This is a genomic window from Micrococcus sp. H39-S4 (genome assembly GCF_027158145.1).
Taxonomy (GTDB): Bacteria; Actinomycetota; Actinomycetes; order Actinomycetales; family Micrococcaceae; genus Micrococcus; species Micrococcus luteus.
Genome location: NZ_JAPVLT010000005.1, coordinates 46726 through 64829 on the forward strand (window position 1 = coordinate 46726; position 18104 = coordinate 64829).

The following is an 18104-nucleotide window of genomic DNA, read 5'->3' on the forward strand; positions in this document are numbered from 1 at the left end:
GCTCGCTTCACGCTGTACTTGAAGGTGTCCACCCCGGGTGGCCGCCGATCACCGGGGCGATGTGCCTCGCGCTGACCTCTCGAGATCTCGAACAAAGGGAACCAACACCGTGGCTGCACCCCAGAACTACCTGGCCGTCATCAAGGTCGTCGGCATCGGCGGCGGCGGCGTGAACGCCGTGAACCGCATGATCGAGGTGGGGCTCCGCGGCGTGGAGTTCATCGCCATCAACACGGACGCCCAGGCGCTGCTGATGTCGGATGCGGACGTGAAGCTGGACGTGGGCCGCGAGCTCACCCGTGGACTCGGCGCGGGCGCGAACCCCGAGGTGGGCCGCCAGGCCGCCGAGGACCACGCGGAGGAGATCGAGGAGGTCCTGCGGGGCGCGGACATGGTGTTCGTGACCGCGGGCGAGGGCGGCGGCACCGGCACCGGCGGAGCGCCCGTCGTGGCCCGCATCGCGCGCTCGCTCGGCGCCCTGACCATCGGCGTCGTGACCCGTCCGTTCACGTTCGAGGGCCGCCGTCGCGCCGGCTCCGCCGAGGCGGGCATCGACGCCCTGCGGGACGAGGTCGACACCCTCATCGTGATCCCGAACGACCGCCTGCTGTCCATCTCGGACCGCAACGTCTCGGTCATGGACGCCTTCCGTCAGGCGGACCAGGTGCTCCTTTCCGGCGTCCAGGGCATCACCGACCTGATCACCACCCCGGGCCTGATCAACCTCGACTTCGCGGACGTGAAGTCCGTGATGCAGGGCGCGGGCTCCGCGCTCATGGGCATCGGCCACGCGCAGGGCGAGGACCGCGCCGTCAAGGCGGCCGAGCTGGCGATCGCCTCGCCGCTGCTCGAGGCCTCCATCGACGGCGCGTACGGCGTGCTGCTCTCCATCCAGGGCGGCTCCGACCTCGGCCTCTTCGAGATCAACGAGGCCGCGCGCCTGGTCCAGGAGGTCGCCCACCCGGAGGCCAACATCATCTTCGGCGCGGTCATCGACGACGCCCTCGGCGACGAGGTGCGCGTGACCGTGATCGCCGCGGGCTTCGACAAGGTGGACGTCACCTCCGCCCCGGCCGCCCCGCAGGCCGGGCAGCAGCAGGCAGCCCCGCAGCGGGCCGCGGCCCCCGCGCAGCCGCAGCCCGTCCCCGCCCAGCCTCAGCCCGCCGCCCCGGCCCAGCCGCAGCAGGCCGAGCGCCCCGCCGTGCGCGGCACCGTGCCGCTGGCCCCGCAGGAGCAGCAGCCGCGCCGCCAGCAGGACCTGCCCACCGTGGTGGAGCCGGACCTCGGCGCCGGGTCCTCGGACCTGGATGTCCCGGACTTCCTCAAGTGATGGCCGCGGAGGGGCCGGCCGGGACCGCACGGGTCCCCGCCGGCCCCTTCGTGCACCGCGAGACCGTCCGCACCGCGACGGGCGCCGTGCACGTGGCCTGGACGTCCGTGGCCGCCGGCAACCTCGCGCTGCACGTGGTCCCGCCGGACGAGGCCGAAGGGCTCGCCCGCGTCAGCGCCGCCCGTCGCGCCCTGGAGCGCGTGATGGGGGTCCCCGAGGGCGCCACGCTCTATCTGGACCAGGTGCACTCGGCCGACGTCGTGTGGGCGGACGGACCCGGGCGCGGCGGTGCCCCGGCCCCCGTGGCCGACGCCGCCGTGAGCCGCGACGGGTCCCGGCCGCTGGCCGTCATGGTGGCCGACTGCCTCCCCGTGGTCGTCGTCGACGAGACGACCGGCGCGACCGCCGTGGCCCACGCCGGGCGGCGCGGGCTGCTGGACGGCGTCCTGGAGGCGACCGTCGATCGGCTTCTCTCCCTGCGCCCGGAGGTCGACCGGACCGGTCCCGGCCTGCGCGCCTGGATCGGCCCCGGCGTGTGCGGCCGCTGCTACGAGGTGCCCGCGGCCATGCGCGCCGGCGCCGCCGCCCGCCTCCCGTCGACCGCCGCCACCACGTCCTGGGGCACCCCCGCCCTCGACCTGCCCGCCGGTGCCGCGGAGGTCCTCCGTGCCCGCGGGGTGGCCGCCGCGACGATCGACGTGTGCACGCGGGAGGACGAGCGCCTGTTCTCGCACCGTCGAGCGCCTGGCGAGGGCCGGTTCGCCGGCCTCGTCTGGCGCGCCGACCCCGACGCCACCAGCCCGAGAGGAGACGCATGACCGCCCCCGCCACCGCCGGGCCGACCCCGACGGACCCCCGCGCCCGGGAGATCGCCGACGCGCTCGCCGCGGTGCACTCCCGCATCGTCGACGCCGCGCGGGACGCCGGGCGCGAGGCGGAGCCCGCGCTCGTCGTCGTGACCAAGACCCACCCCGCCGAGGACGTCGTGCGCCTCGCCGCGCTCGGCGTGACCGACGTGGGGGAGAACCGCGACCAGGAGGCCCGGCCCAAGGCCGAGGCCGCCGCCGCGGCCCTGGGGGTGGACGCCCCGCGCTGGCACTTCGTGGGCCAGCTGCAGACCAACAAGGCCAAGTACGTGGTGCGCTACGCGTCCGTGGTGGAGTCGGTGGACCGACCCGAACTGGCCGAGGCGCTCTCGCGGGCGCTCGTGCTGCGGCGCGAGCGCGAGCCCGAGGCCGCGATCCCCGACCTGGAGTGCCTCGTGCAGGTGGACGTCGACGACCGCGCCGACGAGGACCGTCCCGAGGGGATCGGTCCGCGCGGCGGCGCCCGCCCCGAGGACGTCGCCGCCCTCGCGGCCGTCGTCGCCGGCCTGCCGGGCCTGCGGCTGGGCGGGCTGATGTGCGTGGCACCGCGCGGCCTGGACCCGGAGGGCGCCTTCCGCCGGCTCGCAGCACTCGGCGCGCGCCTGCGGCAGACGCATCCGGAGGCCACCGCCCTGTCCATGGGCATGAGCGCGGACCTCGAGGCGGCCGTGCGCGCCGGGGCGACACAGGTGCGCATCGGCTCCGACGTTCTGGGGGCCCGGGACGCGGTGGGCTAACGTTGACCCCGCGCGTCCCGGCGGGACGCGACAGGACCGTGCGGACGCACGCGCACCGACGACGAACGACGGCGGCCCCCGGGGCCGGAGGACGTGGTGAAGGAAGACTCATGGCTGGTGCCCTGAAGAAGACGATGATCTACCTCGGCCTGGCCGACGGCGACGAGTACGACGAGCAGCCGCGTGCCGCCGAGCGGGAGCCCGCGCCCCGGCACGAGGTCGTCGAGGCGCGCCGCCCCGCGGAGCCGGACACCGACCCCCACATGGAGGCCGTCCGCCCCGCTGCGGTCCGCGATCCCGAGCCGGCCGAGCGGCCGGAGCCCGTGACCCCGTCCGGCTCCACCGCGGCCGATCCCGTCGAACCCCGGCGTCCGGCGCGTCCCGAGCCGGTCGACCCGGGCTACCGGGCCCCGGTGACCCCCATCAAGCGAGCCGCAGCGTCGTCTGCCGAAGGAGCCTCCGTGCACACCCTGTCCACCGTCCACCCCCGCTCCTACAACGACGCGAAGGCGATCGGCGAGGCCTTCCGCTCCGGCGTCCCCGTGATCATGAACGTGACCGACCTCGGTGAGAACGAGGCCAAGCGCCTCGTGGACTTCGCAGCCGGCCTCGTCTTCGGCCTGCACGGCTCGATCTCCCGCATCACCAGCAAGGTGTTCCTGCTGACCCCGGCCACCGTGGACGTCGTCGGCGCCGAGCAGGGCGAGTCCGGCGCGGCCGACTCCCCGTTCGACGGCGACTGAGGCGCCCATGCAGCTGCTCCTCGCCCTCGCCTACCTCGCCCTGACGGTGGTGCTCGCGGCACTGACCGTGCGGATCGTCCTGGACGTCACGCAGTCGTTCGCCCGCCACTGGCGCCCCACCGGGGCGGTCCTCGTGCTGGCCAGCGGCGTGTACGGGGCCACCGATCCGTTGCTGCGCCCCGTGCGTCGTGCCGTGCCGCCGGTGAACCTGGGCGGCATCGGCCTGGACGTGGCCTTCCTCATCGTGTTCCTCGGCGTCGTGCTGCTGCGGGTCCTGGTGCTGAGCCTGGCCGGCGTGGCCTGACCCCCGGCCCGGGGCGGCTGTCGGCCTCGGTGGTAGTCTTCGCGGCAGGATCGGCGCCGCCCCTCACCGGCGCGCCGGCCGCCGACGCGCCGGGCCGCCCGGCCGTCCCCGAGCACCGAGCAGAGAGCGAGACGGTTCCATGGCGCTGTCCTGGGAAGACGTGGTCAACAAGCAGTTCCAGCCCACGAAGTTCCGCGAGGGCTACGACCAGACCGAGGTGGATGACTTCCTCGACGAGATCGTGGCGGAGTTCAAGCGCCTGATCGCCCTCAACGAGCAGCTCGAGTCCGAGAACGCGGAGCTGCGCGCCGGCGGCGCCGCCCCGGCCGCCGGCCCCGCTGCGGACACCCCGGAGGCCGCCGCGACCCCGGCCTCCGCCGAGGAGTCGGCCCCGGCCGCCGCCCCCGAGTCCGCCGACGCGGCCGCGACCTCCGCCGCCGGCGTCCTGGCCATGGCCCAGCGGCTGCACGACGAGCACGTCGCCGCGGGCGAGCAGCGCAGCACCGAGCTCGTCGCCGAGGCCGAGGCCACCGCGGCCCGGCTCGTCAGCGACGCCGAGGAGCAGAAGGCCCGCACCCTCGAAGCCCTGGCCGAGGAGAAGGCCGGCCTGGAGGGCGAGGTCGAACAGCTGCGCAGCTTCGAGACCGACTACCGCAGCCGCCTCACCTCCTACATCGAGGGCCAGCTGCGCGAGATCCGCGCCCAGAAGCGCGTCGAGCCCCCCACGCCCACGGCGTGAGCCGAGCCGTCGACGCCGCGCCGGCCCCGCGATCCCCTCGCGCGGGCCGGCGAGCCGTGCTCACCGCCCTCATCGTGGCGGTGCTGGCCTACGCCCTCGACCAGCTGACCAAGTACGCGGTCGAGAGCACGATGCAGCTGGGGGACTCCGTCGCGGTGATCCCCGGGGTGCTGCGCTGGCACTACATCCTGAACCCGGGCGCGGCCTTCTCCATCGGCGAGGACCACACCTGGGTGTTCACCATCATCCAAGCCGTGGTGGCGGTCGCCGCCCTCGTCGGGATCGCCCGCGTGCGCTCGACGCCGTGGGCCCTGGCGCTGGGCGGGCTCGCCGGCGGCGTGCTCGGCAACCTCACGGACCGGCTGTTCCGGCCCCCGGCGTTCGGGCGCGGCCACGTGGTCGACATGATCTCCGTGCCGCACTTCGCGATCTTCAACGTGGCGGACTCGTTCATCGTCTGCTCCGTCATCGGCGTCGCCCTGCTCGTGATGACCGGCCGCCGCCTGGACGGCACACGGGAGGCGTGAGGACATGGGCATGAGACCGGGACTGACCGAGCGGCTCGAGGTCACCGAGGCCGAGGCGGGCCGGAGGGTCGACGCGGTGCTCGCCGACGCGTTCGGCGTCTCCCGCTCGCTGCTGGCGGACTGGTTCTCCCGGGGCCTGGTGCGGGCCGAGTCGCGCTCCGGCCGCCGGGACCGTGTCCTGGCCAAGTCCGCGAAGGCCGTGGCGGGGGAGACCCTCGCCGTCGACGTCCCCGACGACCCCGACCCCCTGGAAGTGAGGGCAGAGCGCGTGGACGCGCTGAGCATCCTGTACGAGGACGAGGACCTGGTGGCCGTGGACAAGCCCACCGGCGTGGCCGCGCACCCCTCGCCGGGCTGGGTCGGGCCCACCGTGGTGGGCGCCCTGGCCGCCCTCGGCTACGACATCACCACCTCGGGCGCCCCTGAGCGCCAGGGGATCGTGCACCGGCTCGACGTCGGCACCACCGGGGTCATGGTCGTGGCCAAGACCGAGCGCGCCTACACGGCCATGAAGGACCAGTTCCGCGAGCGCGTGCCGGAGAAGGTCTACCACGCCGTGGTCCAGGGCATCCCGGACCCGCTGAGCGGCACCGTGGACGCGCCCATCGGGCGGCATCCCGGCCACCACTGGAAGTTCGCGGTGCTCGAGGACGGCCGGCCGTCCGTGACCCACTACGAGACGCTCGAGGTGTTCGGCCGGGCCACCCTGCTCGAGGTCCACCTGGAGACCGGGCGCACCCACCAGATCCGCGTGCACACCTCGGCGCTGCGCCACCCGTGCGTCGGCGACCTCACGTACGGGGCGGATCCGCGCCTGGCGGCCGAGCTCGGGCTGACCCGCCAGTGGCTGCACGCCCACCGCCTGGCGTTCCCGCACCCGGTCACGGGGGAGCCGGTGACGATCACCTCCCCGTATCCGGACGACCTCGCCCACGCCCTGGCGGCGCTGCGCGGCGACGAGGACTGAGCCTGCACCGTCGATGTGACCCCCGTCCCGGTCCGGCCCCGCCGCCCGGGCACCACGAGTAGGCTGGTGCGGCCCTGCCGTCCTCCCCGTCGAAAGGCCCACCCCGCATGACCGTGTCCGCCGACGCCCGCCCCGACGCCGTGAAGGACGGCGGCTTCGTCCACCTGCACACGCACACCGAGTACTCCATGCTCGACGGCGCCGCGAAGCTGGACGACCTGTTCGCCGAGGCCCAGCGGCTGGGCATGGACTCGCTGGCCATCACGGACCACGGCTACCTCTTCGGCGCCTACGACTTCTGGTCCAAGGCGAAGGCGGCGGGCGTCAAGCCGATCATCGGGCTCGAGGCCTACGTGGCCCCCGGGCAGCAGCACCGCACGGACAAGGAGAAGACCCGCTGGGGCGAGCCCCACCAGCGGGGGGACGACGTGTCCGGCGGCGGTGCGTACACGCACATGACGCTGCTGAGCGAGACCACCGAGGGGATGCACAACCTGTTCCGGATGGGCTCGATCGCCTCGCTGGACTCGGTGTACGCCAAGTGGCCGCGGCTGGACCGGGAGCTGCTGAGCCAGTACTCGAAGGGCCTGATCGCCACCACGGGCTGCCCCTCCGGCGAGGTGCAGACGCGCCTGCGCCTGGGCCAGTACCGGGAGGCGATGCAGGCGGCCTCGGACTTCCGGGACATCTTCGGCAAGGACAACTACTACTGCGAGATCATGCACCACGGCCTCGACATCGAGCGCCGGGTGATGACGGACCTGCGCCGGCTCGCCAAGGACCTGGGCCTGCCGTTCGTGGCCACGAACGACCTGCACTACACCCACGAGCACGACGCCAAGGCGCACGAGGCGCTGCTGGCCCTGCAGTCGGGCTCGAAGCTCAACGAGCCCAGCTACGACCAGGGCGGCTCCCGCTTCGCGTTCTCCGGCACCGAGTACTACCTGAAGTCCCCGCGGCAGATGCGCGAGCTCTTCGCGGAGCTGCCCGAGGCCTGCGACAACACGCTGCTCATCGCCGAGCGGTGCGAGGTCGAGTTCGACACGAAGGCCAACTACATGCCGGTCTTCCCCACGCCGGAGGGCGAGGACGAGACCAGCTGGCTCATCAAGGAGGTCGCCTCCGGTCTGGCCTACCGCTACCCGGACGGCGTGCCGGACCACGTGCGCAAGCAGGCGGACTACGAGCTGGACGTCATCATCTCGATGGGCTTCCCCGGGTACTTCCTCGTCGTGGCCGACTTCATCAACTGGGCCAAGGAGAACGGCATCCGGGTGGGCCCGGGCCGTGGCTCGGGCGCCGGATCGATGGTGGCGTACGCGCTGCGCATCACGGACCTGGACCCGCTCAAGCACGGGCTGATCTTCGAGCGGTTCCTCAACCCGGACCGCGTGTCCATGCCCGACTTCGACGTCGACTTCGACGACCGCCGTCGCTCCGAGGTGATCGACTACGTCACCCGCAAGTACGGCGACGAGCGCGTCACCATGATCGTCACGTACGGCACCATCAAGACCAAGCAGGCCCTGAAGGACTCGGCCCGCGTGATGGACCAGCCGTTCTCGATGGGCGAGTCCCTCACCAAGGCGCTGCCGCCGGCGGTGATGGCCAAGGACATCCCGCTCAAGGACATCGAGGACCCCGCGGCCCCGCGCTACGGGGAGGCCGCGCCCTTCCGCGAGCTGATCGCCACGGACCCGGTGGCGAAGGAGGTCTTCGAGACCGCCAAGGGTCTCGAGGGTCTGAAGCGGCAGTGGGGCGTGCACGCGGCCGGCGTGATCATGTCCTCGGTGCCGGTGATCGACGTCATCCCGATCATGCGTCGTCTCCAGGACGGCCAGGTCATCACCCAGTTCGACTACCCGATGGCGGAGTCCCTGGGCCTGATCAAGATGGACTTCCTGGGGCTGCGCAACCTCACGATCATCTCGGACGCGCTCGAGAACGTGAAGGCGAACCAGGGCGTGGACCTGGACCTGGAGACCCTCGACGTGGACGACCCGGCGGCCTACGAGCTGCTGGCCCGCGGCGACACCCTCGGCGTGTTCCAGCTCGACGGCGGCCCCATGCGCTCGCTGCTGAAGATGATGCGCCCGGACAACTTCGAGGACATCTCGGCGACCATCGCCCTGTACCGCCCCGGCCCCATGGGCGCGAACTCGCACACCAACTACGCGCTGCGCAAGAACGGGCAGCAGGAGATCACCCCGATCCACCCGGAGCTGGAGGAGCCGCTGCGGGAGATCCTGGACACCACCTACGGCCTGATCGTGTATCAGGAGCAGGTCATGGCGATCGCCCAGAAGGTGGCGGGCTACTCGCTCGGCCAGGCCGACATCCTGCGCCGCGCGATGGGCAAGAAGAAGAAGTCGGAGCTGGACAAGCAGTACGAGGCGTTCCACCAGGGCATGCTGGACCGCGGCTACTCGGAGGCCGCGGTGAAGGCCCTGTGGGACATCCTGCTGCCCTTCTCGGACTACGCGTTCAACAAGGCGCACTCGGCCGCCTACGGCCTGGTCTCCTACTGGACGGCCTACCTCAAGGCGCACTACCCGGCGGAGTACATGGCGGCGCTGCTCACCTCGGTGGGCGACGACAAGGACAAGCTGGCCATGTACCTCAACGAGTGCCGCCACATGGGCATCACGGTGCTGCCCCCGGACGTGAACGAGTCCCACCTGACCTTCACCCCCGTCGGCCGGGACATCCGCTTCGGCATGGGCGCCGTCCGCAACGTGGGCGCCAACGTGGTCAAGGGCATGGTCCAGGCGCGCGAGGACAAGGGCTCGTACACGGGCTTCGGCGACTTCCTGGCGAAGGTGCCGCTCGTGGTGTGCAACAAGCGCACCATCGAGTCCATGATCAAGGCCGGCGCCTTCGACTCCCTCGGCTACGCCCGCCGCGCCCTGCTGGCCGTGCACGAGGAGGCCGTGGACGCCACCGTGGCGCAGAAGCGCAAGGAGGATCACGGCGAGTTCACCTTCGACCTGTTCGCGCTCGGCGGCGGCGACGAGGACGACTCCGACGCCGCGGACGGCGTCGCCGTCCCGGACCTGCCGGAGTGGGCGAAGAAGGAGAAGCTCGCGTTCGAGCGCGAGATGCTGGGCCTGTACGTGTCCGACCATCCGCTGCAGGGCCTCGACGGCGTCCTGGCCCAGCACGCCGACGTCCAGATCACCCGCGTGCTCGACGACGACGGGCCCGCCGACGGCGCGATCGTCACCATCGCGGGCCTGATCACCACGCTCGAGCGCCGCATCGCCAAGTCCTCGGGCAACGCGTACGCGCGCTGCGAGATCGAGGACCTCGGCGGCTCGATGGACGTCATGTTCTTCGGCCAGGTGTATGCGCCCATCGCGATGATGCTGGCCGAGGACCTCGTCGTCGCCGTCAAGGGCAGGGTGCAGCGCCGGGACGACGGGTCGGTGTCCCTGTCGGCGATGGAGCTGACCATCCCGGAGCTCTCGGACGGCCCCGGCGGCCCCGTGCGGATCACGCTGCCCGCGTTCAAGGCCACGGAGCAGGTCATGGGCCAGCTGGCGGACGTGCTGCGCACCCACGAGGGCTCCTCGGAGGTGCGGCTGTCCCTGGTGGGCCAGCGTGCCACGCAGGAGTTCCAGCTGGGCCCGCAGTTCCGGGTGAGCCCGAACCCGGCGCTGTTCGGGGACCTCAAGATCCTGCTGGGTCCGGCCTGCCTCGGCTGAGCGGACGTAGCATGGGAGTGCCCCGCCCAGGAGGAGAGAGCTGATGCACTGCCCGTTCTGCCGTCATGAGGACTCGCGCGTGGTGGATTCACGCTCCCTCGACGACGGCTCCGCCATCCGTCGGCGTCGGCAGTGTCAGGCCTGCGGCAAGCGGTTCACCACCATGGAGACCACCGCCCTGACCGTCGTCAAGCGCTCCGGGGTGGCGGAGCCGTTCGACCGCTCCAAGGTGATCAACGGCGTCCGGAAGGCGTGCCAGGGGCGGCCGGTGACGAGCGACGACCTGGCCATGCTCGCCCAGGAGGTCGAGGAGACGGTCCGTGCCACGGGCAACGCCGAGGTGGACGCCCACGACGTCGGCCTGGCCATCCTCGATCCGCTGCGCCGTCTCGACCAGGTGGCCTTCCTGCGCTTCGCCTCCGTCTACCGGGACTTCGAGTCCCTCGACGACTTCGAGGAGGCCATCGCGGAGCTCCGGGCCGGTGACGGGGACGACCGCGGCCGTCCCGCCGTGCAGCCGCGGCTGTTCACCCGCTGACCTGGGCCGATGCGACGGCGCCGCCGGGATCGACGGTGCAGTGGTGCGCACGGCCTCCAGACGCTACAGTGATCCCCGGGCCGACCTCGGTCGGCCCGGCAAGACTGCCGAGGGCGGTTCCGGAGGGGAAGCCGGAACCGCCCTCGGTGTCTGCGCCCTCAGTTGCCGTCGGCGAGCGAGCCGTGCGCGGCCAGGGCGGCGCCCACGATGCCCGCGTTGTTCTGCAGCTGGGCCGGGACGATCGGGGTGCGCAGGCGCAGCAGCGGCAGGTAGTCGTCCGGCCGCTTGGAGATGCCGCCGCCGACGATGAACAGGTCGGGCGAGAAGATCCGCTCCACGTGGGAGAAGAAGCGCTGCAGTCGCTCGGCGTACTCGGCCCAGCTGAGCTGATCGCGCTCCCGGGCCTTCGCGGAGGCCCGCGACTCGGCCATCACGCCGTCGAGCTCCAGGGAGCCGACCTCGAAGTTCGGGACGAGCACGCCGTCGTGGATCATCGCGCCGCCGATGCCGGTGCCGAGGGTGATCACGTGCACCAGGCCGCGCACGCCCCGCCCGGCCCCGTAGCGGGCCTCCGCGAGGCCGGCCGCGTCGGCGTCGTTGACCACGGTCACGGGGCGGCGCAGGTGCTCCTCGAACGTGCCGCGCAGGTCCGTGCCGATCCACGAGTGGTCGATGTTGTTCGCGGACAGGCACACCCCGTCCTTGACGATCGAGGGGAAGCACACACCCAGCGGGGCGGAGGGCTTCGGCGCCTTCTCGCGCCCGTCGAGCTCGGCGGTGATGGCCGCCAGGGTCGCCGCCACGGGCTCGGGCATGGCCGGCTGCGGCGTGGGGATGCGGAAGCGCTCCCCGCGCAGGGTGCCCGCCTTCGGCCCCGACCCGAGGCGGACCAGGCCGCCCTTCATGCCGGTCCCCCCGACGTCGATGCCGATCGTCGTGGGGTATTTGGAGGAGCGCTGGGCGGTGCTGGTGTGCGTCGTCACGGCCCCCAGCTTAGTGCCGGGTCACGGCAGCGTGAGAATCTCCGCGCCGTCGTCCGTGACCACGATCGTGTGCTCGAACTGCGCGGTGCGACGGCGGTCGCGGGTCACCACGGTCCAGCCGTCGTCCCACTGGTCCCAGTCGATCGTGCCGAGGGTGAGCATCGGCTCGATGGTGAACACCATGCCGGGCACGAGCAGGCGGTCGTGGGCCGGGGCCGCGTCGTAGTGGGGGATCACGAGGCCGGAGTGGAAGTCCACGCCCACGCCGTGGCCGATGAAGTCGCGCACCACACCGTAGCCGAAGCGCTTGGCGTAGGACTCGATGGCGCGGCCGATCACGTTGACCTGACGGCCGGGCTTCACGGCGCGGATGCCGCGGCGCAGGGCCTCCTCGGTGCGCTCGACGAGCAGCCGGGACTCCTCGTCCACGTCGCCGACCAGGTAGGTGCGGTTGTGGTCCCCGTGGACGCCGTCCAGGTACGCGGTGATGTCCAGGTTGACGATGTCCCCGTCCTCCAGGACGGTGCCGTCCGGGATGCCGTGGCAGATGACCTCGTTGATCGAGGTGCAGATGGACCGCGGGAAGCCGCGGTAGCCCAGGCAGGACGGGTAGGCGCAGCGCTCCACGAGGAAGGCGTGCGCGATCCGGTCCAGCTCGTCCGTGGTGACGCCCGGGCGGATGTGGGCGGCGGTGTGCTCCATGGCCTGCGCGGCCAGGCGGCCGGCGGCGCGGATCCGCTCGATGCCGGCGGCGTCGTAGACGTCCGAGGCGTTGCCCTCGTCCGGGGTGGCCTTGCCGACGTACTCGGGGCGCGGGATCGCGGCCGGCACGGGCGGGGCGGGGGACGGGGCCCCGGGCCTCAGAGTGCCGACGGGGGCGAGCGACCCGGGCTCCGGTGCGGTGGGGCCCGCGGGGCGGGGACCGTTGTGGCTGGACGGGACGGCGGGGTTCTGACGCTGGGACATGTCCTCCAGCCTATCGACCCGGCTATTGTGGCCCCCATGACCGAGACGAGCGAGTTCTGGTACAACGTCAACACGCATCAGGTGGAGGTGGGCGCCCAGTCGGACTGGTCCCAGCTGCTGGGCCCGTTCGGCACCCGTGAGGAGGCCCAGGCCGCGATGGACCGCGTGCGGGCGAACAACGAGGCCGCCGACGCGGAGGACGCGCGCGACGACGACTGGGACAGCCGTCCCGTCGACGACGCCTCCTGACCGCGACGCCGGACGACACCGGGCCCCCGTCCCTCGGGACGGGGGCCCGGTCGTCTCACAGGGCGGGTTCAGCCCTCGAAGCCGTGCTCCGGGGCCGGGAACGCGCCGTCGAGCACGTCCGCGCGATAAGCCCGGACCGCCTCACCCACGACCTCGTGCAGGCGGGCGTACTGACGGACGAACCGGGGCACCCGGCCCTCGCGCAGGCCGAGCATGTCCTGCCACACGAGCACCTGGCCCGTGGTGCCCGGGCCCGCGCCGATGCCCACGGTGGGCACCCGCAGCGCGGCGTCGACCGCGGCGGCGACGTCCGAGGGGACCATCTCCATCAGGACGGCGAACGCCCCCGCGGCCTCGAGGGCCCGGGCCGACGCCGTCATCCGCTCGGCCGCCCCCGCGCCGCGGCCCTGCACCCGGTAGCCGCCGAGCACGTGCTCGGACTGCGGGGTGAAGCCGATGTGGGCCATGACCGCGACGCCGGCGGCCGTCATCGCGGCCACGTGCTCGGCGAAGCGCTCGTCGCCCTCCACCTTGACGGCGTGCGCGCCGGACTCCTTCACGAGGCGGACGGCCGACTCGACGGCCTGCCGCGGGGAGGCCTCGTACGAGCCGAAGGGCAGGTCCGCGACCACGAGGGCACGCTCGGCACCGCGCACCACGGCCTGGGTGAACAGGATCATCTGGTCCAGGGTGACCGGCAGGGTGGTGGGGTGGCCCAGCATGGTGTTGCCCACCGAGTCGCCCACGAGCAGCACCTCGACGCCGGCCTCGTCGAACAGGGCCGCCGTCATCGCGTCGTAGGTGGTGAGCATCGCGAAGCGCCGGCCCTCGTCCTTGGCCCGCTGCAGGTGGACCGTCCGGTACCGGGACGGGGCGGGCGGACCGTAGGGGGCGGTGTCGTCAGGCTGCCGGGGGGACTGGGGAGCAGACATGGGCCGGAGTCTACGCGGCGCGTCTAGAGTGGCGGCATGGATCGACAGCAGGACTACGTGCTCCGCACCATCGAGGACCGGGACGTCAAGTTCGTCCGGCTCTGGTTCACGGACGTGATCGGCACCCTGAAGTCGGTGGCCCTGTCTCCGGCCGAGGTGGAGAACGCCTTCACGGAGGGCCTGGGCTTCGACGGCTCCTCGATCGACGGATACACCCGCATCTCCGAGTCGGACATGCTGCTGCAGCCCGATCCCTCGACCTTCCAGATCCTGCCCTGGCGCGGCGACCAGGGACAGAGCTCCCGGATGTTCTGCGACGTGCTCACCCCGGACGGCCGGCCCGCCCCCGCCGACCCGCGGCACGTGCTGCGCCGCGTGCTGGACCGGGCCGCCGATCGGGGCTTCACGTGCTTCACCCACCCGGAGATCGAGTTCTACCTCCTGCAGTCGGACCAGCCCGGCCCGGACGGGGAGCCGGTGCCCGTGGACCGCGCGGGCTACTTCGACAACGTGCCCGGCTCCGACGCGGCCGACTTCCGCCGCGACGCCGTCAGCCTCCTCGAGGGCATGGGCATCTCCGTCGAGTTCAGCCACCACGAGAACGGCCCCGGCCAGAACGAGATCGACCTGCGCGCGGCGGACGCGCTCACGACGGCGGACAACGTGATGACGTTCCGGACCGTCGTCAAGGAGGTCGCCGCCGCCCAGGGCACGTACGCCACGTTCATGCCCAAGCCGTTCTCCGAGCACCCCGGCTCGGGCATGCACACCCACATCTCCCTCTTCGAGGGCGACTCCAACGCCTTCTACGACCCCGCGGACGAGTTCCGGCTCTCCGTGACGGGCCGCCGGTTCATCGCGGGCCTGCTGCGCCACTCCGTGGAGATCAGCGCCGTCACCCACCAGTTCGTGAACTCCTACAAGCGCCTGTGGGGCGGCGGCGAGGCGCCCTCGTACGTCTCCTGGGGCCACAACAACCGTTCCGCGCTCGTGCGCGTGCCCCTGTACAAGCCGGACAAGGCCGGCTCCGCCCGCATCGAGTACCGCGGCATCGACGCCTCGGCCAACCCGTACCTCGCCTACGCCCTGCTGATCGCGGCCGGGCTCAAGGGCATCGAGGAGGGCTACGAGCTGCCCGAGTCCGCCGCCGAGGACATCAGCGCGCTGACCACCCACGAGCGGCGCGTGCTCGGCCACGTCCCCCTGCCCGGCACCCTGCACGACGCCCTGCGCGCCGCCGAGGAGTCCGAGTTCGTGGCATCCGTTCTGGGCGAGCACGTCTTCGACGCCCTGCTGCGCAACAAGCGCCAGGAGTGGGACGACTACCGGGTGGAGGTCACGCCGTACGAGCTGCGGCGCTACCTCTCCGGCCTCTGAGGCGCCGGCCGTGTCCGCCCTGCCCGACGCGGCGACCGCCGACGCCCCGGACCGCCGCACCCTCGCGCACGCCGGCGTCGCCGACGCCGGCCGCGTGCAGACGCTGCTCACCTCGCCCGAGTTCGAGGGCGTGGACGTGCGTCCCCTCGTCGAGCTCCTCGGCCACGCCGCCGATCCCGACCGGGCCCTGCTGCTGTGGGTGCGCCTGGCCGAGCGCGAGCCCCGCGTCCACCACGCCCTCCGGGACCCCGAGACGACGGCCCGCCTGCTGCGGCTGCTCGGCGCCTCCGAGGCCCTCGGCGAGTTCCTCATCCGCCGTCCCGAGCAACTGGACCTCGTCCTCGACCCGGACGCGGCCGCCGCCACCGCGCCCGCCCTCGCCCAGCCCGACCCGACCGCCGGCGAGCCCTGGGGTGATGCGTCCGCCGCCCTGCGCCGCCTGCTCCTGGACTCGGTGGGCGCCGACCCGGACGCCGACCGCCCCCTCGCGGCCGTCACCGGCAAGGACGCCGCCGTCGCCTTGCGCCGCGCCTACCGCCGCCAGCTGGCCGCGATCGCCCTGCGCGACCTCGACTCCGCCGAGCCCACGGCGGCCATGCCCTCGGTGGGCCGCTGGCTCGCGGACCTGGCCGGCGCCGCCGTGGACGCGGCGCTCGCCGTCTCACGGGCCGTCCTCACCGAGCGGGAGGGCCCCGTGGTGGACCGCGTGGACCTCGCCGTGATCGGCATGGGCAAGTGCGGCGCCGGCGAACTCAACTACGTCTCAGACGTGGACGTCGTGTTCGCCCACGCCGTCCGCGAGGCCGCGGACGGCGCGGACCCCGACGCCGAGGTCCCGGACGGGCCGCGCGCCGCCGCGCTCGCGGCCGAGCTGGCCGCGGGCATCGGCCGCGTGATCCAGGGCGCGGCCCCCGAGCCGGGACTGTGGGAAGTCGACGCCAACCTGCGTCCCGAGGGCAAGGACGGCGCCCTGAGCCGCACCGTGGAGTCCCACGCCGAGTACTACCGCCGCTGGGCCCACGGCTGGGAGTTCCAGGCCCTGCTCAAGGCCCGCCCCATCGCGGGCTCGCCACAGCTCGGCGAGCGCTACATCGCGGAAATCTGGCCCCGGGTGTGGGAGTCCTCCGCGCGCGACGGGTTCGTCGAGTCCGTCCGGGCCATGCGCGCCCGGGTCCTGGACACCCTCGCCCCCGCGGAGCGCGAGCGGGAGATCAAGCTCGGGCCCGGCGGCCTGCGCGACGTCGAGTTCACGGCCCAGCTGCTCCAGCTCGTGCACGGCCGTGCGGACGAGTCGCTGCGGGTGCGCGGCACGCTCGACGCGGTGCGGGCGCTGCACGCCGCCTCCTACGTCACCACGCGAGACGCGCGGGCGTTCGACGAGCACTACCGGTGGCTGCGCACCCTCGAGCACCGCATCCAGCTCGTGCACCTGCGGCGCACCCACCTGATGCCGGTCAAGGAAGAGGCCCGCCGCGTCGTCGCCCGGTCGATGCGCGGCGCCGCCGACCGGGGCCCCGCCACCGGCGAGGACCTCCAGGCCGAGTTCACGCGCGTGCGCCGCGCCGTGCGCGGTCTCCACGAGACCGTGTTCTACCGGCCGCTGCTGTCGACGACGGCCGCCCTGTCCGCCGAGGACGTGCGGCTGTCCGCGGAGGCCGTCCGCGACCGCCTGGCGGCGCTGGGCTACCGCGACCCGCAGGGCGCCCTGCGGCACATCGAGGCCCTCACGCAGGGCGTCTCGCGCCGGGCCGCGGTCCAGCGGCAGCTGCTGCCGGCCATGCTCGGCTGGTTCGCGCGGGGCGCCGACCCCGACGGCGGCCTGCTCGCCTTCCGCCGGCTCTCCGAGTCGCTGGGCGGCACGGCCTGGTATCTGCGGATGCTCCGCGACTCCTCGGACGCCGCCCGACGGCTGTGCCTGGTCCTGTCCGGCTCCCGGTTCGTGGGGGACCTGCTCGAGCACTCGCCCGAGGCCGTGGCCTGGGTGGGCGACGACCGGGAGCTCGACCCCCGGGGCGCGATCCAGCTGTGGCGCCAGGTCGACGCGCGGCTCGACCGCCGCGTGGCCGCGGAGGAGGCCCCGGCCGCCGTCCGCCACGTGCGGCAGGTGCGGCGCAGCGAGACCCTGCGCGTGGCCCTGGCGGACATCTCGGGGCTGCTGGACCTCAAGGCCGTCACCGGGGCCCTGTCGGACATCGACCAGATCACCGTCGTCGGCGCCCTGCGCGTGGCCTCGCGCGCCGTCGTCGGGGACGCCGACCCGCTCACCGACGTGCTCGTGGTGGCCATGGGCCGCCAGGGCGGGCGGGAGATCACCTACGGCTCGGACCTGGACGCCCTGTTCGTGCATCGGCCACGCCCCGGCGTCGACGAGGGGCGGGCGCGCGAGCAGGCCGAGGAGGTCGTGCGGACGCTGATGTCCCTGCTGCACCGCCCCGCGACCCCGCCGCTGCCCGGCGAGCGGCCGCTCGAGGTGGACGCCGACCTGCGCCCCGAGGGGCGCCAGGGGCCGCTCGTGCGCACCCTGGACTCGTACCGGGAGTACTACGGGCGCTGGGCGGAGATGTGGGAGCGTCAGGCGCTGCTGCGCGCCCGGCCCCTGGCCGGCGACGACGACCTGGCCACCGACTTCCGGCGGTGGGCCGACGGGGTCCGCTACGCCGGGGACCTGACCACCGCGGACGCGCGGGAGATCCGGCGCATCAAGGCCCGTGTGGAGGCCGAGCGCCTGCCCCGCGGCGCGGACCCCTCCCGGCACGTCAAGCTCGGCCGCGGCGGGCTCTCGGACGTGGAGTGGCTGGTGCAGTCCCTGCAGCTGCGCCACGCCGGTCAGATCGAGGACCTGCGCGTGACCGGCACGCTGCCGGCGCTGCGGGCGATCGCCCGGCACGACCTGCTGCCCGAGTCCGAGGTCGCCGTGCTGGAGGAGGCGTGGCTGTTGGCCACCCGAATCCGCGCCGCCCTGCTGCTGTGGACGGGCAAGGTCTCGGACGTGCTGCCCACGAACATGCGCGACCTCGAGGCCGTGGCCCGCCTCAGCGGGGTGGGCACGACCGGCGGGGAGCTCGAGGAGCGCTACCTGCGGGTGACCCGCCTGGCCCGTCAGGTGTTCGAGACCCGGTTCTACGGGCTCTGAACGACGCCG

Annotated in this window: 16 protein-coding genes; 13 read left to right on the forward strand and 3 right to left on the reverse strand. The window is 73.3% G+C overall.

Annotated features, from left to right (window positions below):
* Window positions 1-109: 109 nt before the first annotated feature.
* The 10 genes from ftsZ to nrdR all read left to right on the forward strand — a co-directional run bounded on the left by ftsZ (window position 110) and on the right by nrdR (window position 10455).
* A complete protein-coding gene (gene ftsZ, locus O3T09_RS06515) occupies window positions 110-1330 on the forward strand; it encodes a cell division protein FtsZ (protein WP_169577780.1) in 1221 nt (406 codons plus the stop codon).
* A complete protein-coding gene (locus O3T09_RS06520; protein WP_102708623.1) occupies window positions 1327-2148 on the forward strand; it encodes a polyphenol oxidase family protein in 822 nt (273 codons plus the stop codon). Before ftsZ ends, O3T09_RS06520 begins: the two co-directional genes overlap by 4 nt.
* Window positions 2145-2933 (forward strand): YggS family pyridoxal phosphate-dependent enzyme, encoded by a 789-nt coding sequence (locus O3T09_RS06525; protein ID WP_101966004.1) that lies wholly within the window; start codon window positions 2145-2147, stop codon window positions 2931-2933. The genes O3T09_RS06520 and O3T09_RS06525 overlap by 4 nt, the downstream gene beginning before the upstream one ends.
* Before the next feature lie 110 nt (window positions 2934-3043).
* Window positions 3044-3676 carry a cell division protein SepF gene (gene sepF, locus O3T09_RS06530; RefSeq protein WP_101966003.1) on the forward strand — a complete coding sequence of 211 codons (633 nt, stop codon included), beginning with the start codon at window positions 3044-3046 and terminating at the stop codon, window positions 3674-3676.
* Between the two features lie 7 nt (window positions 3677-3683).
* The gene (locus tag O3T09_RS06535) at window positions 3684-3980 is read left to right on the forward strand and encodes a YggT family protein (RefSeq protein WP_100059287.1); all 297 of its coding nucleotides are present in this window, start codon (window positions 3684-3686) and stop codon (window positions 3978-3980) included.
* 139 nt (window positions 3981-4119) lie between these two features.
* Window positions 4120-4719: a DivIVA domain-containing protein gene (locus tag O3T09_RS06540; protein ID WP_036314182.1), complete on the forward strand. Its 600-nt coding sequence runs from the start codon at window positions 4120-4122 to the stop codon at window positions 4717-4719.
* Between the two features lie 56 nt (window positions 4720-4775).
* Entirely contained in the window at window positions 4776-5246 is a 471-nt protein-coding gene (lspA, locus tag O3T09_RS06545) for a signal peptidase II (protein WP_036314214.1), read from the forward strand.
* A 4-nt stretch (window positions 5247-5250) separates the two neighbouring features.
* Complete coding sequence (locus O3T09_RS06550) at window positions 5251-6213, forward strand: RluA family pseudouridine synthase (protein ID WP_078025836.1); 963 nt, start codon at window positions 5251-5253, stop codon at window positions 6211-6213.
* A 107-nt stretch (window positions 6214-6320) separates the two neighbouring features.
* Complete coding sequence (dnaE, locus tag O3T09_RS06555) at window positions 6321-9917, forward strand: DNA polymerase III subunit alpha (RefSeq protein WP_049146940.1); 3597 nt, start codon at window positions 6321-6323, stop codon at window positions 9915-9917.
* Window positions 9918-9960: 43 nt separating this feature from the next.
* Window positions 9961-10455: a transcriptional regulator NrdR gene (gene nrdR, locus O3T09_RS06560; protein ID WP_002855838.1), complete on the forward strand. Its 495-nt coding sequence runs from the start codon at window positions 9961-9963 to the stop codon at window positions 10453-10455.
* 158 nt (window positions 10456-10613) lie between these two features.
* Here nrdR and ppgK read toward each other — a convergent pair whose 3' ends face one another.
* Both ppgK and map read right to left on the reverse strand, forming a co-directional pair.
* Window positions 10614-11438 (reverse strand): polyphosphate--glucose phosphotransferase, encoded by an 825-nt coding sequence (gene ppgK, locus O3T09_RS06565; protein WP_136939963.1) that lies wholly within the window; start codon window positions 11436-11438, stop codon window positions 10614-10616.
* A gap of 21 nt (window positions 11439-11459) precedes the next feature.
* Window positions 11460-12404, reverse strand: coding sequence for a type I methionyl aminopeptidase (gene map, locus O3T09_RS06570; RefSeq protein ID WP_119217239.1), 945 nt, complete (start codon window positions 12402-12404; stop codon window positions 11460-11462).
* 36 nt (window positions 12405-12440) lie between these two features.
* Between map and O3T09_RS06575 the strand changes: the two genes are divergently transcribed.
* Window positions 12441-12653 (forward strand): SPOR domain-containing protein, encoded by a 213-nt coding sequence (locus O3T09_RS06575; RefSeq protein ID WP_036340724.1) that lies wholly within the window; start codon window positions 12441-12443, stop codon window positions 12651-12653.
* Between the two features lie 68 nt (window positions 12654-12721).
* Here O3T09_RS06575 and panB read toward each other — a convergent pair whose 3' ends face one another.
* Complete coding sequence (panB, locus tag O3T09_RS06580; protein WP_073116547.1) at window positions 12722-13585, reverse strand: 3-methyl-2-oxobutanoate hydroxymethyltransferase; 864 nt, start codon at window positions 13583-13585, stop codon at window positions 12722-12724.
* A gap of 36 nt (window positions 13586-13621) precedes the next feature.
* Between panB and glnA the strand changes: the two genes are divergently transcribed.
* Both glnA and O3T09_RS06590 read left to right on the forward strand, forming a co-directional pair.
* Window positions 13622-14962 (forward strand): type I glutamate--ammonia ligase, encoded by a 1341-nt coding sequence (gene glnA / locus O3T09_RS06585; protein WP_073116545.1) that lies wholly within the window; start codon window positions 13622-13624, stop codon window positions 14960-14962.
* A gap of 10 nt (window positions 14963-14972) precedes the next feature.
* A complete protein-coding gene (locus O3T09_RS06590; RefSeq protein WP_136939964.1) occupies window positions 14973-18095 on the forward strand; it encodes a bifunctional [glutamine synthetase] adenylyltransferase/[glutamine synthetase]-adenylyl-L-tyrosine phosphorylase in 3123 nt (1040 codons plus the stop codon).
* The last annotated feature ends 9 nt before the right edge of the window (window positions 18096-18104 follow it).